The following is a 22,745-nucleotide window of genomic DNA, read 5'->3' on the forward strand; positions in this document are numbered from 1 at the left end:
AAGGTGGGTGATTTTTGACTGATTAGGGAAATCGGTAAATAACTATTTCGCTCGTTCAACGCCTATTTACGGCCCTGATTCATCGTGGCCCGGCCGAGGTAAATTTCATCGCCTTTCAGTGTGATGGTTGTGTAAAACGAATATCCATTCTGGACATAGCGCATCATGACCTTATTGGTTTGATTCGGTTGAGCATAAGCTTTGGTAGCGGCTATCAAGATCTGGTCGCCATTCACGATGGCCCGAACAAAGGGTACGTCGTGGGTTTTGATCTGATTCGCGTTGTATTTGTACCATGTTTGACCGCCATCGTACGAACACTCGGTTGCTTCGTTAAGATAAGTTTCCCGTCCGTTGAACAAATCGCTATGGTGCTTGAAAAGGCGCCACAGGCCATGAACATAATGTTCGTAACAGGTATAATTTCGGTCGTTGCCAAGACCTTTCTGGTTTGGATCGCTCGGTGAGGGTTGGTCTGGGATCAGATCCGTATGATCATCCCAGAACAAAGCGCCATAAGCCCCTGTAAACCAGTAAAAAATGCCCATTCCTTCGGCTACGGCAGGCGGAGCCGCATGTTCGGCTTTGCTGCTATTGGGCAGTTCACTTTGGGTATTGAACAGCCATTGCCAGGCAATCCGCTTTTTGGGCGATAATTTCATGTTAACCTCCTGCTCACCTAGCAAAGCGGCCAGCCAATGCCGGTCGCCATCGCCGGTATGCCGGATCGAATAGTCGAAATCCGGATACACGTAATAGGTGCCCGGCATTTGAAAATCGGCGTAGTCACCAAACGATTTGCCGATAATATCATCGGGCATTCCGCGCTGGCGGCTGTTGTTAGTGTGCCGGGCCGGCATCGTCCAGAGCCACTCGGGCGTGGCTTTGTAATCGTCGGCTCTCGAATAACCTACGCTGTTATGCAGAACTGGCGCAATAGAACCTACCTGCGTTTGCGGGCTGATGTTCTCCTTGATCGTTTTAATCATGTAGGTATACAAGTTGGCCTGTTCCTGCCGATTGCCCACACTGGTATTGTCGTTCTCGATATCTAGAAAAATGAATCCATAGGTATTTTTTGTCCCACCGGGGGGGCAGTCGCCAAAGCCAAAGCAGGCTCCGCTTAGTTCGGTGGATGCCTGAAACAAGGTGTTTCGGTTGAGGGGTGCTGGCCGGGCACCTGGGGTAGCGGGTGGCGTTCGGTATAAGGTTTCGCCCGCTTTTTCGCTGTTTTCGGCCCACGACAACCCAAAGGCATCTCTGAAATAGCCGCGGTAAACGATCCAGGCACGCTGGCTGAGCTGGAGCGCACTTTTCCAGCCTTTTGCCGGAAAGCCATCTTTCCAAAGTTCAACGCCGGGCACCATTCGGGTCTGGTCGACGGCGGAGAAGCCCCGCCGGAAAATCTTGGTGCGGTCCTGCTGGACGTGGAGGTTACGACCAGCCCCGCAAAAGGTAATTGTTTTAGTGGCGGGTAACGTAAAGTCGCTGACAATGTCGAGGTTATAATATCCTTTGCGGGTGCTGGGCGTGGGCGTGAAGCGGGATCGTGGAGTAGGAGAAAGGGCTGTTTGCGCAGGGAGCGGTCCCTGTAACTGAACGGCCTTTACCATATCTGACTCATTCTCGTTCGATTGCCAGTACCAGTAGCCCGTACCCGCTAAACTGATCACTAAACCCAGGGCAAGTACTTTCATAAGTGGCTTCAAGGTGGTTGGGGTTCTGATGGACGGCCGCTAAATTACATCATACCCGTAAAACGAGGGGCATCCAACGTTGCCCCATTGGGACTCAGCTATCGTGCATCCAGTTATTCCTGGTCGATGTACCGTTTCGTTATGGGTTGATACGAATCGATCCGGCGGTCGCGGAAGTAGGGCCAGGTAGTGCGGTATTTTTCGGAAAGAGCCAGATCAACCGGTTGAACATGAACCAGTTCCTGATCATGGGGAGCGAGGTAAAGCAACGAACCAAAGGGATTGGCTACGAATGAACCGCCCCAGAACTGCTGATCGGCCTCACGACCTACGCGGTTCACAGCTACAACGTGCACCCCGTTCGCAATGGCGTGGCTCCGCTGAATGGTTTGCCAGGCGTTGTATTGCTCGGTGTTCTGGGCTGGATCGGGTTCGTTGGTATCCCAGCCAATAGCCGTGGGGTAAAAAAGAATTTCGGCACCCATCAACGCCGTAATGCGGGCGGCTTCAGGATACCACTGGTCCCAGCAGATCAGGACGCCAATCCGGGCAAATTTTGTATCGAACACTTTATACCCCAGGTCGCCGGGCGTAAAGTAGAATTTTTCGTAGTAGCCGGGATCATCCGGGATGTGCATCTTCCGATATTTGCCCAGGTAAGTACCATCGGCATCCAGAACAGCGGTTGTGTTGTGGTATAAGCCCTGCGCCCGTTTCTCGAAGAGCGACGCAATGATAACGACGCCTAACTCACCGGCCAACTGAGCCAGTCGGTCGGTTGTGGGGCCGGGAATGGCTTCGGCCAGGCCAAAGTTATGGTGGTCTTCTACGTCGCAGAAATACAGCGACGTAAACAACTCCTGCAGGCAAACGATCTGGGCACCTTTCTGAGCCGCTTCGCGAATGCCGCTGATGGCTTTTTGAATATTGGTCTCGACATCTGCCGAGCAACTCATCTGTACTAAACCAATAGAAACGTTCTTAGACATGGTACAAAAGTAGGGGGTTCTACATGGATGGCCCCAACTTTTAACAAAAAGGTTATTGGACGGGTTCGGGAAGAAAGTTTTTGCGGGCAGGAGTTGACGTTTGTGGCTCAGGGTTCGTAGTTTGCAGTAACTAAACCTCGTTCCAACGACATACAGGTTGAACGGCAATTTCGAAACCACAAACAACACAGTTATGACTTCTCGCAGAACCTTCCTGCATACGACGGCGCTTACCGGCGTTGCCGCAGCCATGGCGCCCAACGCACTTTGGGCGGGCACCAGACCCGCCAAGGATAAACTTGGCGTGGCACTGGTTGGTCTGGGTTATTACAGTACCGACCTGCTGGCTCCGGCATTACAAAAAACCAAAAACTGCTACCTCGCTGGCATTGTGACAGGTACACCTGCCAAGGCCGAAAAATGGAAAAAGCAGTATAACATTCCGGATAAAAACATCTACTCGTACCAGACCTTCGACCAGATCGCCAACAACCCCGACATCGACGTCATCTATGTTGTTTTGCCACCTTCTATGCACGAGGAGTATGTCGTCCGGGCGGCTAAGGCGGGAAAACACGTCTGGGTGGAGAAGCCAATGGCGGTTACGGCCAAGGAGTGTCAGAATATGATTGACGCCTGTAACAAGAACAAAGTATCGCTGGCTGTTGGTTATCGGCTCCACCACGAGCCCAATACGCAGGAGTACGTGAAAAGCCTGCGGGATGGCAAAATTGGCAAAATCCAGATGGTCAGTTGCTCGGCGGGTTATCTCGACAACCGGACTGATCACTGGAAGCAGAAGAAAGAAATGGGGGGCGGTGTCATGTACGACATGGGTGTGTATGTGTTGCAGGGCGCCCGGCTGGCAACAGGTGAAGAGCCCATTGCCGTAACGGCCCAGCAATACACAACCCGCCCCGACATTTATAAAAATGGACTCGATGAAACGTCAATGGCCCAGCTCGTTTTCCCAAGTGGTGCCCGCGCGGCCGTTCAATCCAGTTACGGGATGAACATGAACTTTCTGGACGTAACGGGTAGTAAAGGCACATTGCGGATGGAGCCTTACTCCGCCTACAACGGTCAGAAAGGTGTCTGGAGTGGAAATGGGGGCAAAATTGAGCATCCCTACGAAGTGCCCTGGCAGCAGACTAAACAAATGGACGACGATGCCGAAGCCATCATGAATAAGAAACCGATGCTGGTACCGGGAGAAGAAGGGCTACGTGATATAAAAATCGTAGAGGCTATCTACGAAGCTGCCCGAACAGGCAAGCAAGTAAAGATTAGTTGATAAATTTTATGATTAAACTCAAATCGCCCGATTGGACAAGTACGCTGTTTTGTAAGGTGTTATCGGGTATAGTATTTTAGTTGTATTCTATTGGTGTTTTTGTTGTGATATATAAAGTCGGGCGGCTCATTTGGTGAGCCGCCCGCTTTTTGTTTATTTCGCTTGTCAACCCCGTATGCCTATGCAACCTGCCGATTTTACCAGCCTTTCTGCCGACCAGCAACTCGATACTCTTTATTTTACGGGCGACATTCTCGCCAATCGTTACGAAGGCGAGCATATATTTCTGCTTTATAACCTGCGCGACTTCTACGTCGAACTGCGCTACGACGCCTACAACAACAACCTGCATCAGGTGACGGCGTTTCAGGATATGGGAAAGTTGGAGCCCTATCTTCCCTATTTATCCCTTTAAATCCGGGCCTTCCGGCGGACCAGATCGAGCCATTGCTGACGAGCTTCACACGTCCAGTGCGTGTCGCTCTTTAAATAGGGCGATTGGGGACTTGCCTTGAAGGCTTCATACGTATTGATCGTAGGTACCCGCAGGTTAGGGTGCTGTTGAACCCGTTCGATCAGGTGGTTGTAATCTCCCCGATTCGCTTCCAGAATACTGGCTTTGTTCGGAATCATCGACAGGTACACTGCATCGAAACCAAGCCGTTTGTACCGTTCCGCAACGGCATTGATGCTGTCGACCAGCACCGTAATTTCCTTATCCGGTATATGGGTAAACGACGAAATCTTTGTTTTGGTAGTATCTATATCGCTCCGTAAAAACAGATTTTTGTGATCTTCCGATAAGCTGACGCTGGCGCTTTCCCGGTTGAACCAGTTCAGGGTCAGGCTGGCTTTTAACTCCTTAAACCAAAAGGCCCAATCCCGACTAAATAAGGCCGATTCGAGCCGTTCTTCCATATCGCTTCGGTGGAACTCATTGCTGAGTTGTTGCCGTAGCGGAAGTTTCGGGGCAGGTGTCTTGCTGGTATCGGTCTGGACGACAAACTCATGGATGGGTCGAAAAAAATGATCGCGCATGTGCCGTTCTACAGATTCCATCAACAGCACGTTCCGTTTGGCCGGGTCGAGTTGAATCCGTTGCTGAAAATCCCACGCGACGCGTTGGAAGTGACTAACCTGGAAGTCGGATTGTGTAAGTCGTTGCGGCTCGGAGAAGCTATCGCCAATAATGTAGAGGTGCGTGGAAGCGGTGTCGCTCGACCGGTTCGAGGAAGCACAAACGGGTTTGTCCTCTTTAAACTGCGGCAGCGCCGAGAGCCGGTAGAGGTCGCCAAATCGATAATCGTCCACGACAATGCCTGCTTTGTAGAGGCCGTGCAAGACGGTACTCGACAGGCCGCCCGCCCAAAGAAGGAGGGCAATCACTAAAATGGTGTAGCGTAAAACGCGCATGACTCTAAAGAGGTGGACCGTAATACGGCGTAAAACGAACGCTGATCCCCGAATTAATTTACCGTAATCGAATACTGAATAATTGCACCGCCTGGTGCGCCCCACTTAGAATATACAATTCATTGGTGCGTTCATCGAACTGCAGCGCAACGGGAAAATCGCTTGGGATTGGGCGGTCGTTTAAAATGCGTCCGTTCAAATCGTAAAGCATCGTAAACCCGCCCGATTTAACACTGACCAATTCCACACCGGCCCCAAGCCGATGGTAACGAATGTTGTTTCGACCTGATTGCAGGGCGCGCACATCAAACCGACGCTGTCCCTGCTGATCCAGCACGGCGATTTCAGTATCAGTAGTGCGGAGAATTAACCAGTTCGTCTGGTCTTCATCCGGGAACAGCCGAAAATAACCCCGCCGAATAGGCCGATACAATTGAATTCGGTTGGCAATGAGACCGTTCGCATTAATCGTTAGTAACTGCCCTTCGTCGGTAATGGACCGAATCTGCGTTTGTCCAGGTGGCAGAAGGGCCGGGCCGACAAACCGAATTTCGGGCTCTTCTTCGTTTGTTCGCTCAATTTTGGTTGGGAAGTGCGGATACTGCGTCCCATTTTCCCGCCAGTGATTCAGGGTGCCATCCGACTGCATACCCAAAATGGCCATGCCTGAGGGCGTAACCATCACCTGGAACGGAAGCTGCAACGTGTCTTTATGCGGAGCCGTCATCAGCCGTACGAAGGTTCGGCGCTGGCGGTCAAGGGCGTAAATGTGGCCATCTTTGTGAGCGGCCAATGCGACCATATTTCGTTGCTGGCTACCCCTTGGCCGGGCCAGAAAAGTGGGATCAATGCCCTTGGGTAGAGGTATGGCCTGCAGGGCAACTTCTTTGCTGATACGAACCGGATCGGCTATGTACAGCGTACGGTCGGTCATAAACAGGTACTGCAGTCGGCCGTTGTTCAGAAAGTCGACGCCCAGGGCATTGCTGCGGATGGGGCCATCGGTATTGTTTTGTACAAGTTTATCGCCATCCGGCGTAACCAGCACAAACTGACCAGCGCTGTTCTGGGCGTAAAACTGGGCCGAACTATCGCTCAAGTTACCCGTTACGATGGGTGCCGAAATAAGTGGTGCGTTGAACTCGGTCTTCTTCTGAAGTAAAACTTTGTTGAGCACAGCCCGGCTTGCGGGTCGGGTGTTGCGGCCCAGCACGACTGTAGACTGAATATTCTCATTTCCGTAACTGGCCTGGTACGCCATGTTTTCCAGGTTAGCCAGCGCGGGCGTACCGGTTGCCGGATCTACCTTATCGAGCAGGTTTTGCCAACCCAGTGGCCAACTGGCAATCACACTCGTTTGACCCCGGTTCAGTCGGGCGAAAGCGGTAAAATTAGCTGGTCGCAGGGTAGAGTTCAGTAACTCGGCCTGACGGGCGTCGGCAGTCCAAACGGCTCCACGCTGCACCTGTTGCAGGTAGTCCTGCAAGGCATCTTCGCTGTTAGCCACGATTAGCGAGGTACCGTGCTGAGTAATCCAGCTTTGGGAGAAGCCCGAAAATAAACTACTAAAAAGCGACGCGGGTAATTCCGGAACGTTGAGTAACAGAATCTTATGGCCCAGATAGCTTTTTGGATCTGCAGTTATTTTAGCGCCTGACCGAATGCCTATTTGTTGATAGGCATTCGCCAGTTTTTTGCCATCCTGGGCGGTTAGGATCAAAATTTGCCGCAAGGCACCCGTTGGCGATTCCAGACGACACAGCATGATGTCGGGCCCTAATGACTGATACAACGGTTTGGTTTCGGGGGCAATCTGCTTGAACCGGTCCCGCAAAAAATCACTGGAGGCCGAGCCGAGCAGGTTGCTGAGCGATTTGCCGAACTGAGGGGCGTCGCTAATGCCAATATGATACAAAGTCGCCGTTGTTTGGGGGATCAGATTGGCGTATTGAATGCGTCGGGGCGTTTGATTCGCAAACAAAGCGGCCACGTCCCGCCGGTTACCAATCTGATCAACGGCATAACCAATCAGGTGCGAACGGGAAGCCGATTGCCGAAACTGAAGATTCAGTTCCTCCGGTAGAAAAAGCCGCACCAGCGAACCAACGTTGCTAAACAATGACTGGAGGACTTCGGGCCGTACGGATAACCCCGCCAGGTGGTCAGCATCGACCCGAAAATCGGGTTCGGCAGCCGTCAATTTGAGCGACTGATGCATCCGTTTGGCCACATTCTCGATCAGAATACCCGATACACTGCCTACCAAGAAGCCATCTGTCAGGATAAATGAACCAACGGGCTCATTGCCCCTGGCTACTAAATCAAGGATTTTTTCGCCGGCAAAGGTATGGTTGAGGACACGATACTGCCGGGGGTCAGGGTTGGTAAGCCGGTTCAGGAACGGCTGGTCCTGAGCGGTTATGGGTACGTAGAAAATGAAATCGAGCGTCGTCTTGGAAATAGAATGCAGCGAGTAGCGGATGTTTCGTCCGGAAACGAACTTGAGTACCGTAGCGGTATCGGCCGTTGCATACAGGAACCGGTCGAGTTTCTGGCGGGCTTCATCAAAGACAGGTAATTGCCGGAGCGAAAGCTGGGTACGCAACACGCGGGCAGAAACCGTGTCCTGAAGCCGGTCGCTGGCAAGTACCAGCAAAGCGCCGGGGGGCACCAGGGAGCCAACAGTCCGACTTGCCGGGAATACCTGTCGATACCCCAGCCAGCCACCAATCAGCAGCAGAAGGGCACCAACAGTAATCCAGAGACTTCGTTTCATTGACTAATCAAGAGGTATTGTAAGTTGCCGATTAGTCACCAATTGGCCGGATCGGCGGACCGGTGAAAGCACATGGCTACGCAGCTTATGCTATACGCCATCATTTCAGGCCGTTACAGGCTCTGGTTTTTTCAAAGCTTTTACTTTGCTGCTCAGGTCAAGCCGGAACTGGGCCAGTTCTTTAAAACTCTGGATACACACTTTAAGCAGCTTCCATTTCAGAATCGACACCGTGCCTGTTAGCCGTTCCTTGTGCGTAATGGGAATATCGAAGGTGTTAAAACCTGCTTTTTTCGCCATAACCGCTAGGAAAATATTGGGCGCGAAAGGCGTTGGATTGGGGAGCTGTGCCAGCAATTTGCGAAGAAAAGTACCCCGAATTAGTCGGAATGGAATATTGCTATCCATGATGTACGTCCCATAAATAAACGCAATGCTGAGCCGAAGAATACGCGTAATGATCAACCGGGCCGGGGCATCATACCGTTCTTCACGGTAGCCCAGGATGAACGGCGACTCGTCTCGTTTGGCCCACAACTTTCCGAAATCGTCGGTAATGAACTGGTCGTCGCTATCTGTCTGGAAAACGTATTCCGAATCCAGTGCAACCGCCTGCCGGTAGCCATTGACGACCGCATTGCCATGCCCGCCGTTTGGTTGATGCACAACCATCAGCTTTGGGTAACGGTCTTTTATTTGATCCAGGATAGCCCCTGTTTTATCGCGTGAACCATCATTGACGACAATCAAACGGGTATTTTCGGTAGGGAATTGGCGGATCAACAAATCAGTCCACTGCTTGACAACAGTTTCGATAACTTCTTCTTCGTTGTAAGCCGGCATTACAATTGACAGCAGGAGACTCATACTTGAATAGTGAAAACGGATTAATGTACAATACTACGGGCAGTAGGTAAACCAGAAAGGAGTAAATGACTCGCTTCGTTTACCGTCGAAGTTGCCCGGTTTCTGGATTATACATTTACTAATATCTGCAAATATATGAAATTGTTGATGGCTAATTGACCTGTCCGGGCAGTACCTTAGGGAGTGGTCAAGCCAAAAATGGGTATTTGTCGGGTCTGGTTTACGGTCGTATCAGTAGGCGTACCGATCTTTCAGATCATTTATGGGTTTTTCAATTAAATACCAGGAGAGCGTGGCCAGGATAATCGTAAGGGACAGATAAAAAGAAAACGAGAAGAAATACGAACTATTTAGAAAAGGCATCAGGTCTGACAGCCGACGCCAGGCACGTAATGTAAAATGCGTTGGCTGAGTGTGAAATGCGTTGAACACAAAGTTGTGGAATAAATACAAACCGTAGCTGATGCGGCCCATGTATTGGCTAATGGGGTGTTCGAGCAGCCATTTCATAGGGCCTTTAAAGCCGATGATGGCGTGGCCGATCAGGAAGAAACCAATCAGCGAGGCAAAGAGCCGTTCCCATACCTCCGACACAACGTTGTGATAACCCCGGGGCGAGTCGATGGAGATCCAATTGTTGAGGTAAACGACAGCGGCAAATACGAGTACACTGAGCCAGACACCAATCGATGGCGTGAAAATCCGAACGAGCCAGTCGCGCCTGTACAACCATCCATAGGCCATAAGAGCGCCTAAGCCAAAAGAGTCCAGACAGGTTGGTGTCGATACGTATTCGATGAACCAGGGCAGCCGAAGCCGGTACAGCACATACCGCAGCGCAACGCTCCCCACGATCATCAGCATGGCGGTTATGGGAATGAACCGGCGGGGAATGAAGAAGAGCAGGAGTGGAAAAATGAGATAGACCTGCTCTTCGACAGCCAGCGACCATAAATGATCGACCGTACCCATCCAGGTTTGGTGGCTGGCGATGTAAATATTGGTGCCATACAGGGCCAGCCAGCCGATGGTCCGGCGAACGGGCGGCTCATTGATTAAATAAAGAACAAATAGGGTAATGTAATAGATCGGAAAAATGCGAAGCGTTCGGCGGATGTAGAACGTTTTCAGGTATTTACCCAAACCTCCCTGGGGTTGATTGCTCAATTTATCCTTACTCGACAGCAGAATGCGGGTGATAAGGAAACCGCTCAGAACAAAAAAAATAGTAACCCCTAATGCACCGAGTGGCAACCCGTCGACCCGACCCACCATCCAGTGATCGAATAAAACCATACCAACGGCCAGAAACCGGATGCCGTCTAATTGCCGAAAGTGATTCAGCGTTGGGCGGGCGGTTGTCATGCTGGGCATGGAGGATTGACTGGACGAATCGGGCGAATGACTTTGATTAGGAACCAACGGACAATTTGATTAACGGATAACGAATTTGACGTTCAGGACTTACCAGTTTTTGGCTTCTACTGTCGTAGGTGGCCCTGATGACACTATAGTTTGGTTTGTCGGGCGAAGTTCGTACGTGTTCGCGTTGGAAACAATCAGCACGAACAACTGATAGGTGCCTGCGTCCGTCTCCGCCGATAGAATGGTGCTCTCAAAGCCATTCGTAAATAAATGATCGGGGCTGAAATGAGCTTTTACCATCGACTGCTGCTGTTGCCAGACAGGAAATAAATACGTTCGTTTGGCCGAACGGGCCATTAAATAAGCACCCGCATCACCGAGCCCCTGAGTAGGTACTGTTGTATTTTTGATGGTATAGCCGCCTGGTATCTTGGTTATACCTACGGCAACGGGTGTCTGTTGGACTGGTCCGTAGATAACAGGGAGGGCCTCATCGTAAAACGCCGGGGTGGGTGGGGTGTACCGTCGCGAAACGGAGTCTAACGAAAACGTAGCGTTGCTGGATGAATGCGTCCAGTTGAATTGGTTTGTGGTTAGCCAGTGCCGCCACCAGATCGTTTCGTTGAGAAAGGCGAAATAAGAAAGTGCCGCAAAGAACACACTACTGGCTATGCCTCCTATCAGCCACCAGCGAGCGGCTGGTTTGGGCAGCAGTGCTGCGCCGTACAGATAGACAAGCGCCAGACCGGTGAGCGAATACATTTTATACCGACTTGTGATGAGCAAGTCGATTCCCGCTCCCGTGCGAGCCCAGGCAACAACGGCCGAGGTGCCCAAAATAAAAGCCGCACAACTCCAGAAAAACACAGTCATTGAGGAAAGCCCAGTGGCTGGCTTTCCTGTAGCTGTCTTGGGCGACAGTAAACGACGAAACAGATTAACCAGAACCAGTCGGTTTGTCAAGAGGCCCCAACCCACAATACCCACGATAACTAGTGTCAGCAGGCCACCGAGCACAATAGAGGTCCGCAGGGGGGAATTAAAAGGAAGTGCCTCCGCAGCCGCGCCAATAACGGCAAACCAGCCTTTACTTAGTTCCAGTATCCCCGGCCGTACATACTTGACGCCATCCGGTTTTTCGAAGCCAGTAAAGTAAAGCGCTACCACAAAGGCGGCACCCGCCAACCAGCCAATGATGGGACCCAATGATGTACGGTTGTCTTTCCCTGAAAAAGCCGGGAGTCTCAACAAAAGGATCAGAAAACCCAAGGGCCAGACCATCAGGCCGTTGCCGCTCGTTATAGTGGCCAGCACCCCCGCCACAAACGCAAGTCGCCAGTGGGTTGTATAACTCAGGAAGTAAAAAGCCGCGATCACCCATAGCACAACCGAGAAATTTTGCAGGGCCGCCATGCCCCAAAACATGTTTTCCCACTGCGACAGGTTGAAGAGAAGCCAGCCAATAGGCACCGCATAAAGCGCCGATTGGCCAGATACGGCAGGGCGGGAGCGACGTAGGGCGGCCACAAAGATCCATAGTAGACCAACCAAGCTCAAATTTCCCACCAGCATCAGGTGGACATAGTTTAATTGGCCAAACAGCTGATAATCAAGCAGTGAGGCAAGGCGGTCGAAAACGATTCGGTGTTCATTGTGCTGCTTGAAAAGCTGGTAAAATTTACCCGTAACCGTTGGCTCCTGGTCAACATTGAACAGGAAGTGCCGTAAGGCATGATCATCCCATTTGGGGATATTTACAGCATACTGTTGCCAGATCAGTCCAAAAACGAGAATGGGTAGCATAAGCAACGCCCACCCCAACCCAGGCAGCCACCGTTGGGTTACCGACGGTTTACCGGAGCGATGTGTATTGTTCGTTGTTGGCTGTTCTATGGTCACAATTAATACCGGTATTTGGTGCCTTCAAAGTCAAAAATCGTTATGCGCTTCCCTGACTTGCCCTTCACCAGAATAATGCGGTCGGTCTGGGTCGTATCCATGCGCTGATAATAGGTCGCATCCTTGGGCAGGTACAAGTTCGTGTATTGCGCGTCGATAATCGAGTGGCTGGTGTAAGTATTTTCGATTTCATCGCGGGGAGCCGTCCGGGCCGAGGGATACAGAACGGTATCGCCCGGAGCATACAACTCCTTTATCCGATCAGCCGCTGTGTTGTACGGATTGGCAATTCGATAACGCCCATAATACGTGTATTTAGGAGCCTGGTCTTCATAAATCCGATACAACAACTCGACGATGTAGTAACTCTGAAGCAGTAAAACGGCCACCAGCGTTAGGCGTAGGTAAGTCGGCTGCCGAAATACCTGGCGGATGATCAGCCCAACCAGAATAACGCTATAGGGGAACGAAAAACCGGAATACCGCTGCATGAGGCCATAGGTGTGGTCGTTTCGAAAGGCAATGCCAATGATAAATAGCGTTGGGAAAGTGCTCAGTAAAACGAGGAAAAAGATCAGTCGCCGATCTGACCGATTTGTATAGTCAACCGCTGCCTGATACAGAAGGTAGTAGAATACAGGTACGGCCGCTGCGGCCAGCAGCCGGGGCGATGGAATGGTATAAAGGGCAAAACCAGCGACAAGCAATACCGGAACAGCGATGCTTACCCAAGTGGGCACCGTGCGTCCCCGGCCGAAGCGATGAATAATAAACACCACCACACAGCCGAGTGCAACGGCAATAATTAGGTTTCGAAAGGCCAGCGTTTCGGAAGAGAGCCCGTTGGAAAACAGCATCAAATCGGCCCAGAGCGGAATCGACTTCTTGACAACATTGGGAATCGTAGCGGGCAAAATAATATTAAAACCGTTGTTGTAGGGGTTCGTATAGGCCAGTCCGCGGTAGAGTTGGGCCTGATAAGCCAGTGTCTGCAGCGTATATTTTCCGCCACCAAAAATGAACCAGGGGAGGACCAGACTTACCGTACCGCCAATAAAACTCAAGCTCAGACCGATATACGTCTTCAGATCCCTATTAAACAGAAGCAGGTAAATGCCATGGCACATAAATACCGTAACGGCCAGGTAATGACCCAGCACCGCCAGGGCAAAAGACAAGCCATACCCGACATACAACCCAACGGGGGTTTTCCCTTCGGCGCGTCGGTCGAGGATGCGCAGAAAGAGGTAGGTGCCCACCATCGTGATAAAGATGGTCATGCAATAATTGCGGGCCATGTGGCTATAGGCAATGAAAAACGGCTCGATGGCCGACAGAAAGGCGCAGAGAAGCGCCAGCGACTCTGATCGAAAGTAGCGTTTCGTCAGTAAATAGGTCAGGCCAACAATGAGGGTGCTGAAAATAATGGAGGGCATTCGGATGGACAGGTCACTCATGCCGAAGAGTTGAACCCAGGCCCAAAGCAGGGCATAGTGCGAGGCACTGTTACCGATATCATTCTGAATGATGGCTCGGATGTAATCGTTGAGGTGTTTCTCTTTCCAGAACTCCTTTGGGGTAAAGTAGGTCTTGCCAGGGGTGAAAAACACATCGTGCTGATTGAACCCTTCCAGCGATACCCCGGCGATATTGATCAGAGTAAACTTCTCGTCCAGATAAAGGCCATGAACGCTGGACTTATAAAGCCGAAGCCCCAGGGCAAGAACCAGAATCAGAACAAGCAGTAAGCGTGGAGAACTTAACTGGGCAAATAAACCAGAACGACTATCGTTCATCATGCGGTCAGTAGTGAGTGAATGCGGCATTTGGGCGCAAAGGTAAGTCACTACCTGCTGGTTTTACAATTTCAGGATCGTGAATTCTACTCGTCGGTTCAGTTTGCGCTTCTCTTCGGTTTCATTACTGGCGATGGGTTTGCTGGGTCCCCAGGCTTTTGTCTGGATACGAGTGGGTGCAATTCCTTTGTTCAGCAAATACTCCTTCACGACCCGCACCCGATCTTCGGCAAGCTTCATGTTCGGCTCCCAATCGCCCTGATTATCGGTATGCCCTTCAATGAGCAACTCCATTTCCGGGTATTTCCCCAGCATCTCTACCACTCGGTCCAGTTCCGTATCGGCACCGGGCAACAACGCAAACTGGCTCTGCTGAAAGAGAACTTCCCGCATCGTTATTTTTTGGCCGGGTTCTATCTTAACCAGTAAAATACTCTTTCTAATATCGCGGAACCGTTTGTCTTTGCTTAAGTCAACGGTTTCGGTGGTCGGAAAGTAACCCTCCCGGCTGGCGGTGAGGAGGTAGGTTTTCTGGGTAGGTAGAATGAGTTTGAACTCGCCCGATTCTGGATTGTAATCTACTTTTTCCAGCCCTTTCTGATCACCAACTACGCTCGACACAACCTGGGACGCCACGGGTTTTTTGCTTTTCGAATCCAGTACTGTTCCGGTGATAATAGCGACCGGGTCGGGTTTGATGGCCGGATATAGTTTCAGTCGAAAAATATCATCTTCACCCAGCGAACCACCTCTGGAGCTTAGATAAGCATAGTCGCCGGAGGCTGGAATGGTAAAATACCCATCCCATTCAACGGTGTTGATGCCTGGTCCGAGGTTTTCGGGCTCACTCCAGTTTCCCCAGGAATCATCGAGCCGACGGGAGACAAAGATGTCGCCATTGCCCAAACCAGGATGACCGCCCGATGTGAAGTACAGCGTTCGGCCATCAGCCGCCAGAAAGGGCGAACTTTCAAAGTCGGCCGAATTGATAACACCTCCCAGCGATACAGGTTCTGACCAGGTGTTATCCGATTTTTGTAATGAAATATAGAGGTCGCGGTCGCCACGGGTATCTTTTCGCTGAACGGCCAGAATAATGGCCCGGCCATCGGGCGAAACACAAAACTCAAGTTGATTTTTTTCGTGCAGGTTGTAGTTGTTGGCAATCCGGCACTCAACGGGTTGCGACCAGCCCGCTTTCGTACGTGTCGATTTAGAGATGCCAAAGATCATCCCGCCATCAGGGCGGTACACGTTAATGAGGTAGGCCGTTCGGCCATCGGCCGACATACCGCTGATGGCATTGTCGCCTGCGTTATTGATCGGCGAACCAATATTCACAGCTTCGCTCCAGCCCGATGAGTTTCCGCCCACGCCCGACTCAAGCGTTGAAAACCAGACGTCCTGCCGGTCAGACGCCCCAATGTTCGCCTTGTTAAAGTTCCGGGTGAAATAGAGCGTTCGACCATCGGGCGAGATAACCGGGGCCACTTCCTGCCCAACCGAGTTGACCGTTTTGCCGAGGTTTTCTTTCTTGATCTCTTTCGGTATGTCTTTGGAGACAACGATGTTGACGGTAATGGGTTTGACCTCTTCTGACAACCCAATTCCGTCGATCTGATTCAGGCCTTTCAGGGCAGCCCCATTGATCACCACCTTCACCTGCTGGCACACTAAAGCGGAATCTTTAGGGAAAATATGCAGGAGCGGATTGGTCCGTGGCTGGATGCTGGTGGCTTCGTAGACAACATGCTCGGCCCCCTTTTCGTCAATGGCAATTACTTTTACGATGGATCCTGGGTTCACATTTTCGGCCACCACAATCTGCCGGGCGCGCATGGGTTTGGCAAAGCCGACCTGAATCCATTCATCAGCAGTTCCATCGGCATAAAACGGTGCCCAGGCGCAGGGGCTTTCGCCCACGTCGGGTAATTTGTTCGGGCGTCCCAGCGCCTGAATGGCTTTATATTGTTCGCCATAATTTTCTCCTTTCTTCTCCGAAGATACACCAACGACCCTGCTGGCCCATTGGACAGAACTGACTGCTTGTCGTTGAGGTTCTGCTTTAACCTCCGCTGTGGGTTTTGATTCAGCCGGGCTGAGCGCAGCCGGGCGCAGGCCGCTTTGTTGCGCAAGCCCCGTAAAGGAAATAAATAAAAGACTGCTAAAGAAAAGGTTACGTTGCGAATGCATAAAAAAAGCGCTCATAAGCTCCAATATAAGCAGCAAATTCTATTGAAAAAAAACATACTTGATAAGCGGATGTACCAATTGAAACCGGGCGATTGACCGCGTCTTTGGCCGTTGCTACTGGCTAATTGGTCATTACCCGGTATTCCCAAGGTTTCATCGTCACCGTCATGTCCGGCTTCAACTCAACGGGTTGGTGGCTGAAGACGTCGGTGTAGGTGCCTGCATAACCATCGCCCCCCAATCGTATGGTTTGCGTTTTGTCGCTCAGGTTCAGCACAACCGTAACACGGTCATTATCGCGCTGCCGATAAAAGGCATACACTTTATCATCATGATCGGTCGGAATTTTCATCAGTTTGCCGCCCGCCAGTCCATTCCAGAGCGCGCGGTTACGGTGCTTTAGCGTCAGTAAGGTCTTGAAAAAGTCACTTTTGGCGTAGCTACCCCAAACGATGGTGTCTTTCTCAAAAAAGGCCAATCGCTTGTTCAGGTTCGCTTCCATACCATTATAAACCAGCGGCATGCCTTCCAGCGTACTGCTCAGTACAAAAAAGGCATCGGCTGATGAGCCAAATGATTCGGCCAGCGTGCCATTGTGCGTGTTTTCGTCATGGTTTTGGGTAAACAGCATCTGATAATACCACTTCGGAAAGCGTTTCTGGTTGGCTTCGCGCAGGGAGTCGATTTTATCCGCTGTACGAGCGCCTTTGGCAACGGCTTTCATCATGGTGTGCATGCTCCAGCCGTAATTCATGTTGAAGCAGCTCTTAAACTGATCGGGCTCGTCTTCCCACTCGGCCAGCATAAACACCGTCTTTATTTTGTCTAACTGTGGACGCAGTTCGGCCCAGAAGTCATTCGGGACAAAGCCTGCGACATCGCAGCGGTAACCATCAATGCCGCATTCTTTCACCCAGTATTGCATGGCATCGATCATCCCTTTGCGCATATCCGGATTGTTATAATTCAAATCCACAACATCGGTCCAATCGGTTGGCTTACCGGTTTTTGGGTCCACGGGGGTTGTCATCTTACCGTGTATCTTCGTGTACCAATCCGGATGCTGGGTTACCCAGACGTGGTCCCAGCCTGTGTGGTTAGGCACCCAGTCCAGCACAATCCGTAACCCAAGCGCGTGCGCCCGGTTGACCAGCGACTTGAAGTCGTCCAGGGTACCATAGTCCGGATTCACGTTTTTATAGTCGGCAATGGCGTAGGGACTGCCCAGCGTACCTTTCTTATTTTTCTGGCTGATGGGATAAATTGGCATTAGCCAGAGAATATCCACGCCCAATTCTTTCAGGCGGGGTAATTGTGTTTCTATGGCTTTGAAGTTTCCTTCACGGGAAAACTGGCGCGTGTTGACTTCGTAAATCGTCGCATTTTTGGCCCATTCGGGGGCGGGTGGTGCCCCCATCGTGGTTGTATCGGTATCTGAATTCTCTTCTTGGCTTGATTGAGTATTGCGGCAGGCGGTTGTCAGCAACAACGCACTTAGCAAGACGGTCAGGTACGATTTCTTCATGGAATTGATTCCAGTCAATTAGATTAAGCGTTACGGGAAATGATCAGGCCACCAGTGGCTGGCGGCTATTCTTCAGTTGGTAAATGGCGTTCAGTGGGTCTTTAGCGCCAAAAACGGAATTACCCGCTACCAGCATATCCGTACCAGCACGAAGCAACGCATCTGCATTGGCCAGACTCACACCGCCATCAACTTCAATAAGGGCGGGGCATTGGTTAGCTACTAATACTTGTTTTAGGTCCGCAATTTTCCGGAGGGTGTGCGGTATAAACGATTGTCCGCCAAAGCCTGGATTAACAGACATGATCAGAATGACATCGATTTGTTCGAGCACATCGACCAGGCCACTGATGGGCGTATGCGGATTCAGGGCAACGCCTGCCTTGCAACCCAGTTCCCGAATCCGGGTCAGGGTTCGGTGCAGGTGCGGGCAGGCTTCATAGTGAACGTGGATAACTGAGGCCCCGCCATTCGCAAAGGCATCGAGGTAACGGTCCGGGTCCGTAATCATCAGATGCACATCGACGGGTTTCGTACAGTGTTTGCGAACAGCCTCCAGGAGCGGAAAACCGAAGGAGATATTCGGAACAAACACACCGTCCATGACATCAAAATGAAGATAGTCAGCCTCACTTTGGTTAACCAGTTCCAGATCGCGTTGAAGATTGGCAAAGTCGGCCGCAAGCAACGAAGGCGCAATGAGAGGCTGTGTCATAGACTATAAGGAAATCACCGTCAGGGGTTAGGCAAACGTTGTGTGTCCGATCAATGGTAAAAACGATTCACGACAAAAGGAGTACCAGGGGCACACTACTTTTTTTATCCCGTAAAAGTACCTTTTTTTGGATGAACGAAGAAACAAAACCAATGTTGCCCGTTTAGAATTATGAGTAGTCGATAGGTAGTAAGTAATACGTGAGGTAAGTCGAGTGCGACGAACCGACACGGGTGTCGCTTTTATAGCAGCCACTTACAGTGCAGGACTGCCTCATTTATCACATATTAAGCCTATGAATCCCCAGGAACGCATTGCCGAACTGACAAATCGCCTAAACTATTACAACCATCAATACTACCAGAATAGTGTTTCGGAAGTAGATGATTTCACATTCGATAAACTATTAGCCGAACTAACGTCGCTCGAGACGCAGCATCCCGAGTTTCGTCAGCCTGATTCGCCAACAGCCCGTGTGGGCGGCACCATCAGTAAGGAGTTCAAGACTGTGTACCACCGGTTTCCGATGCTTTCGCTGGGCAACACCTACTCCGAAGAAGACCTTGTTGAGTTCGATAAACGGGTTCAGAAAGGATTGAACGGTCAATCGTACGAGTATATCTGTGAATTGAAATTCGATGGGGTTGCGCTGAGCATGACCTACGAGAATGGTGTATTGGTGCAGGGCGCCACGCGGGGCGATGGCGTTCGGGGCGATGATATTACCAACAACATTCGGACTATTCGCACGGTGCCGTTGCGCATTCATAAAACCGATGTGCCTGCCTTGTTTGAGGTTCGGGGCGAAGGGTTCATGCCATTGGCCGAGTTTGAACGGATTAACAAGGAGCGGGAAGATATTGGCGAGGCCTTACTGGCTAATCCGCGTAATGCCGCATCCGGAACGTTTAAACAGCAGGATTCGGCCGCAGTGGCCAAACGACGTCTGGACTGCTATTTATACTCATTTCTGTCAGACGTTGAGGTCTTTCACACACACGAAGAAAGCCTGATTGCGCTGAAGGAATGGGGTTTCAACGTCTCGCAAACCTGGCGAAAATGCACCGATATTCGGGAGGTGATGCTATATATAAATGAGTGGGATACGAAGCGATTCGAGCTTCCGCTCAATACGGACGGCATCGTTATAAAAGTAAATCGCTACGATCAGCAGCGGGATCTGGGCTACACGGCCAAAAGTCCGCGCTGGGCCATTGCTTTTAAATACAAAGCACTGGCCGCCAGCACGACGTTGAATGGAATCCAGTACCAGGTTGGCCGGACAGGTGCCGTGACGCCCGTTGCCTTACTAACGCCCGTATTATTGGCCGGAACCATTGTCAAACGGGCTTCACTTCATAATTCAAATGAGATCGAACGGCTGGGCATTCAGCTTCACGATACCGTTTTTGTGGAAAAAGGCGGTGAAATCATTCCGAAAATAACGGGTGTCGATCTGAACCGCCGGACCGAAAAAAGTGAGCCCATTATTTACCCAACAACCTGCCCCGCTTGTGGAACGCCCCTGATTCGAAAAGAAGGCGAAGCTCATTTTTATTGTCCCAATGAGCGCGGCTGTCCGCCCCAGCGGCAGGCCCGGTTCGAGCACTTCATCCAGCGTAGAGCCATGAATATCGAGAGCCTGGGTGAAGGAAAAATTGAACTACTCATCGACCGGGGACTGGTGCAAACACCAGCCGACCTGTATAAACTGACGACAAACGACTTACTGGGAATCGAGAAGGTTTTCCTTGATGAAGAAACGGGCAAAAAGCGAATCGTCAGTTTCCGGGAAAAGACGGTCGAAAATATCCTGACGGCTATCGACCGCTCGAAAGCGCAGCCGCTGCCCAACGTGCTGTTTGCGCTGGGCATCCGGTATGTGGGTAACACCACCGCCGAGAAACTGACAGATTATTTTGGGTCGATGGATGCCATCATGAACGCCAGTCCGGAAGCCCTGCTGGCCGTACCCGACACAGGGCCACGCATTGCCGAGAGCGTTGTCGCCTGGTTTGCCGACCCCGAAAATCGGGAATATGTAGAAGCGCTCCGGGCAGCCGGTCTACAATTTGCTGGTGAGAAAAAAGTGGTGGAGCAGGAGGGCGATTCACTAACAGGGAAAACCTTTCTGTATACGGGTACCTTCGAGAATTTTAGCCGCGAGGAACTCGAATCCCGCATCGAAGCTAACGGCGGCAGATTGCTCAGCGGAATTTCCAAGAAGCTGAACTACCTGATTGTCGGTGAAAATGCGGGCCCATCTAAAGTTGAGAAAGCCCGCAAATTAAACGTAGCCATGATCGGTGAAGATGAGTTTATGGCCATGCTGAACGTGTAAACGCGATTGATACTGAATTCGTTACCTTTGTGGTAGATAAACCCACCGAACTATGGAAGCGACAACCAACTTTGACGACATCCGCGTTATTCTTAAGGAGATTGCGGAACAACAACGAAACAATGAACGGGAGATTGGCCGGGTTACCAAGATTGTCGGCGACATTGGTAACAAGTTCGGTAGCTTTACCGAAGGCATGGCGTTTCCTTCCATGGAAAAAGTACTGCGTAAGCAGTTCGGCATGACAACGATCACCACAAACTACAAAACGGAATACGGCCCCGATACCCTGGAAATCGACGTGCTGGGCCTGGCGAATGGCGACGTAAATACAGTTGTTTTGGTGGAAGTGAAAAGTCATCTTAAAGAGCTTGATATTGATCAGTTGCTGAAAAGTCTGGATCGGTTCCGGCGGTTCCATCCCGAATACGCCCATAAAAAACTGTTCGGCATACTGGCCTGCGTGCAAGGGGCCAGAGAGGTTCGGGATAAGGCAATGGCTGCGGGTTTGTATGTAGCGTCCATCCACGACGAGGTCTTTGAGTTAAAAACACCCGCTTATTTTGTGCCCAGAGATTTCTCGCTGACAATGACGGCCTAAACGCACGACTCCCGCCTAAATTCACGTAACTTTGTGATAATAAATTCCTGTTTCCAGTTAACTAATGGATACTCGTAGCCAATACGGTAAATTTCACGGCGTAGGCGTCGCCATCGTGACGCCCTTCAATGCCGATTATTCAATTGATTTCGACGGCTTTGGCCGCATCGTCCGGCACATCGCTGATGGGGGCGTTCGTTACATCGTCCTGCAGGGCACAACCGGCGAATCGCCGACGGTGACTAAACAGGAAAAAGCTCAGTTGTTGCAATACCTTAAGGAAAACAACCCGAAAAATCTACCCATCGTTTTTGGGGTGGGCGGTAATGTAACGGCCGATGTCGTGTCGGGTATGAAGGACATTGATTTTGAGGGCGTCGATGCCATTCTGTCGGTTTGCCCATACTACAATAAACCTGGTAAACGGGGGGTCATTGAGCATTTTACGCGCGTGGCCGATGCCAGTCCGGTACCGGTTATTCTCTACAATATTCCGTTTCGAACGGGCATCAACATGAGCGCCGAAACGATTTGCGAACTGGCGCAGCACCCGAATATTATCGGGGTTAAAGAGGCTTCGTGCGTGATCGAGCAGTGCATGGAAATAGCCCGCGATAAACCCGATGATTTTCTGCTTATCTCCGGCGACGATGTGCAGGCCGTACCCATCATCAGCATCGGTGGCGTAGGTGTGATGTCGGTGATTGCCAATGCATTTCCTGCCAAATTCACGGGCTTGATCGAGGCCGCGTTGCAGGGCGATTTTGCCTTTGCCCGAAAAGAGCTGGGTCATTTCCTGCGCATCGATCCGCTTCTGTATGAAGAAGGAAACCCGGTGGGTGTAAAAAATATTCTTGAGATCATGGGCCTTATGTCAGCAGAGGTTCGCTTGCCATTGATGAAAGCATCCGACGATTTGAGTGAACGTCAGCGGGCCGTACTTCAGCGCGATAACCTGCTGGAACTGGTGGCCTGAAGATTTTAGGTCGCTATTAAACTTCTGTTAAAATTATGTTCTATAAAACAAAATGGCGATTCCAGACCGGAATCGCCATTTTGCTTTATGAATAAAGGGTTTGTTACGAATTTCGGCCGCCACCACCAAAAAGCTTCGATACAAGCCAGATAACAATGGCAAGAACTACAATTACCCCAATGATACCTGTATAGGCACCGGCTTTGAATATATCGCCAATAGCTGCACAACTGGTCAGAAACAGGGTCATGAAGACCGCTACGAGAGCAGATGGAAAAAAACGCAGAAGAGTTTTCAT

17 protein-coding genes are annotated in these 22,745 nt (G+C 50.9%); 5 read left to right on the plus strand and 12 right to left on the minus strand.

What is annotated here, in order from left to right; translation table 11 throughout:
- Positions 1 to 62 precede the first annotated feature (62 nt).
- Both SD10_RS08820 and SD10_RS08825 read right to left on the minus strand, forming a co-directional pair.
- Positions 63 to 1,697 carry a hypothetical protein gene (locus SD10_RS08820; protein WP_046573472.1) on the minus strand — a complete coding sequence of 545 codons (1,635 nt, stop codon included), beginning with the start codon at positions 1,695 to 1,697 and terminating at the stop codon, positions 63 to 65.
- Between the two features lie 113 nt (positions 1,698 to 1,810).
- A complete protein-coding gene (locus SD10_RS08825; RefSeq protein WP_046573473.1) occupies positions 1,811 to 2,686 on the minus strand; it encodes a carbon-nitrogen hydrolase in 876 nt (291 codons plus the stop codon).
- Between the two features lie 193 nt (positions 2,687 to 2,879).
- Here SD10_RS08825 and SD10_RS08830 point away from each other — a divergent pair, with 193 nt between their 5' ends.
- Positions 2,880 to 3,980: a Gfo/Idh/MocA family protein gene (locus SD10_RS08830; RefSeq protein WP_046573474.1), complete on the plus strand. Its 1,101-nt coding sequence runs from the start codon at positions 2,880 to 2,882 to the stop codon at positions 3,978 to 3,980.
- Between the two features lie 181 nt (positions 3,981 to 4,161).
- Positions 4,162 to 4,395 (plus strand): hypothetical protein, encoded by a 234-nt coding sequence (locus SD10_RS08835; protein ID WP_046573475.1) that lies wholly within the window; start codon positions 4,162 to 4,164, stop codon positions 4,393 to 4,395.
- On the opposite strand, the gene SD10_RS08840 is transcribed toward SD10_RS08835, so the two are convergent.
- The 9 genes from SD10_RS08840 to rpe all read right to left on the minus strand — a co-directional run bounded on the left by SD10_RS08840 (position 4,392) and on the right by rpe (position 18,529).
- Positions 4,392 to 5,393: a hypothetical protein gene (locus SD10_RS08840; protein WP_046573476.1), complete on the minus strand. Its 1,002-nt coding sequence runs from the start codon at positions 5,391 to 5,393 to the stop codon at positions 4,392 to 4,394. The genes SD10_RS08835 and SD10_RS08840 overlap by 4 nt on opposite strands.
- Before the next feature lie 58 nt (positions 5,394 to 5,451).
- Positions 5,452 to 8,169 (minus strand): hypothetical protein, encoded by a 2,718-nt coding sequence (locus SD10_RS08845; protein ID WP_046573477.1) that lies wholly within the window; start codon positions 8,167 to 8,169, stop codon positions 5,452 to 5,454.
- A gap of 105 nt (positions 8,170 to 8,274) precedes the next feature.
- Positions 8,275 to 9,036 (minus strand): glycosyltransferase family 2 protein, encoded by a 762-nt coding sequence (locus SD10_RS08850; RefSeq protein WP_046573478.1) that lies wholly within the window; start codon positions 9,034 to 9,036, stop codon positions 8,275 to 8,277.
- 231 nt (positions 9,037 to 9,267) lie between these two features.
- Positions 9,268 to 10,410 carry an acyltransferase family protein gene (locus SD10_RS08855; protein ID WP_082111560.1) on the minus strand — a complete coding sequence of 381 codons (1,143 nt, stop codon included), beginning with the start codon at positions 10,408 to 10,410 and terminating at the stop codon, positions 9,268 to 9,270.
- Positions 10,411 to 10,500: 90 nt separating this feature from the next.
- On the minus strand, positions 10,501 to 12,300 hold the full coding sequence (locus tag SD10_RS08860) for a hypothetical protein (RefSeq protein WP_052731133.1): 1,800 nt from the start codon (positions 12,298 to 12,300) through the stop codon (positions 10,501 to 10,503).
- Positions 12,301 to 12,302: 2 nt separating this feature from the next.
- Positions 12,303 to 14,126, minus strand: a complete 1,824-nt coding sequence (locus SD10_RS08865) for a glycosyltransferase family 39 protein (protein WP_082111561.1) — start codon at positions 14,124 to 14,126, stop codon at positions 12,303 to 12,305.
- A 33-nt stretch (positions 14,127 to 14,159) separates the two neighbouring features.
- Positions 14,160 to 16,289 carry an OmpA family protein gene (locus SD10_RS08870; RefSeq protein WP_046579267.1) on the minus strand — a complete coding sequence of 710 codons (2,130 nt, stop codon included), beginning with the start codon at positions 16,287 to 16,289 and terminating at the stop codon, positions 14,160 to 14,162.
- Between the two features lie 121 nt (positions 16,290 to 16,410).
- A complete protein-coding gene (locus SD10_RS08875) occupies positions 16,411 to 17,814 on the minus strand; it encodes an alpha-amylase family glycosyl hydrolase (RefSeq protein ID WP_046573479.1) in 1,404 nt (467 codons plus the stop codon).
- Between the two features lie 43 nt (positions 17,815 to 17,857).
- Entirely contained in the window at positions 17,858 to 18,529 is a 672-nt protein-coding gene (rpe, locus tag SD10_RS08880; RefSeq protein ID WP_046573480.1) for a ribulose-phosphate 3-epimerase, read from the minus strand.
- Between the two features lie 295 nt (positions 18,530 to 18,824).
- On the opposite strand from rpe, the gene ligA reads away from it, so the two are divergent.
- The 3 genes from ligA to dapA all read left to right on the plus strand — a co-directional run bounded on the left by ligA (position 18,825) and on the right by dapA (position 22,447).
- Positions 18,825 to 20,870: an NAD-dependent DNA ligase LigA gene (gene ligA, locus SD10_RS08885; RefSeq protein WP_046573481.1), complete on the plus strand. Its 2,046-nt coding sequence runs from the start codon at positions 18,825 to 18,827 to the stop codon at positions 20,868 to 20,870.
- A 52-nt stretch (positions 20,871 to 20,922) separates the two neighbouring features.
- On the plus strand, positions 20,923 to 21,471 hold the full coding sequence (locus tag SD10_RS08890; protein WP_046573482.1) for a hypothetical protein: 549 nt from the start codon (positions 20,923 to 20,925) through the stop codon (positions 21,469 to 21,471).
- Between the two features lie 64 nt (positions 21,472 to 21,535).
- On the plus strand, positions 21,536 to 22,447 hold the full coding sequence (dapA, locus tag SD10_RS08895) for a 4-hydroxy-tetrahydrodipicolinate synthase (protein WP_046573483.1): 912 nt from the start codon (positions 21,536 to 21,538) through the stop codon (positions 22,445 to 22,447).
- A 103-nt stretch (positions 22,448 to 22,550) separates the two neighbouring features.
- Here the strand turns inward: dapA and SD10_RS08900 are convergent, their stop codons facing one another.
- Positions 22,551 to 22,745 carry a hypothetical protein gene (locus SD10_RS08900; protein ID WP_046573484.1) on the minus strand — a complete coding sequence of 65 codons (195 nt, stop codon included), beginning with the start codon at positions 22,743 to 22,745 and terminating at the stop codon, positions 22,551 to 22,553.

Origin of the sequence: Spirosoma radiotolerans (assembly GCF_000974425.1) — a bacterium.
Lineage (GTDB): Bacteria > Bacteroidota > Bacteroidia > Cytophagales > Spirosomataceae > Spirosoma > Spirosoma radiotolerans.

Coding starts and splice junctions, on each gene's coding strand:
- SD10_RS08835 (WP_046573475.1), top strand. CDS start 4,162: ATGCAACCTGCCGATTTTACCAGCCTTTCTGCCGACCAGCAACTCGAT.
- rpe (WP_046573480.1), bottom strand. CDS start 18,529: ATGACACAGCCTCTCATTGCGCCTTCGTTGCTTGCGGCCGACTTTGCC.
- SD10_RS08890 (WP_046573482.1), top strand. CDS start 20,923: ATGGAAGCGACAACCAACTTTGACGACATCCGCGTTATTCTTAAGGAG.
- SD10_RS08875 (WP_046573479.1), bottom strand. CDS start 17,814: ATGAAGAAATCGTACCTGACCGTCTTGCTAAGTGCGTTGTTGCTGACA.
- SD10_RS08845 (WP_046573477.1), bottom strand. CDS start 8,169: ATGAAACGAAGTCTCTGGATTACTGTTGGTGCCCTTCTGCTGCTGATT.
- SD10_RS08840 (WP_046573476.1), bottom strand. CDS start 5,393: ATGCGCGTTTTACGCTACACCATTTTAGTGATTGCCCTCCTTCTTTGG.
- SD10_RS08825 (WP_046573473.1), bottom strand. CDS start 2,686: ATGTCTAAGAACGTTTCTATTGGTTTAGTACAGATGAGTTGCTCGGCA.
- SD10_RS08820 (WP_046573472.1), bottom strand. CDS start 1,697: ATGAAAGTACTTGCCCTGGGTTTAGTGATCAGTTTAGCGGGTACGGGC.
- ligA (WP_046573481.1), top strand. CDS start 18,825: ATGAATCCCCAGGAACGCATTGCCGAACTGACAAATCGCCTAAACTAT.
- SD10_RS08850 (WP_046573478.1), bottom strand. CDS start 9,036: ATGAGTCTCCTGCTGTCAATTGTAATGCCGGCTTACAACGAAGAAGAA.
- SD10_RS08855 (WP_082111560.1), bottom strand. CDS start 10,410: ATGCCCAGCATGACAACCGCCCGCCCAACGCTGAATCACTTTCGGCAA.
- SD10_RS08865 (WP_082111561.1), bottom strand. CDS start 14,126: ATGCCGCATTCACTCACTACTGACCGCATGATGAACGATAGTCGTTCT.
- SD10_RS08870 (WP_046579267.1), bottom strand. CDS start 16,289: ATGCATTCGCAACGTAACCTTTTCTTTAGCAGTCTTTTATTTATTTCC.
- SD10_RS08900 (WP_046573484.1), bottom strand. CDS start 22,745: ATGAAAACTCTTCTGCGTTTTTTTCCATCTGCTCTCGTAGCGGTCTTC.
- dapA (WP_046573483.1), top strand. CDS start 21,536: ATGGATACTCGTAGCCAATACGGTAAATTTCACGGCGTAGGCGTCGCC.
- SD10_RS08830 (WP_046573474.1), top strand. CDS start 2,880: ATGACTTCTCGCAGAACCTTCCTGCATACGACGGCGCTTACCGGCGTT.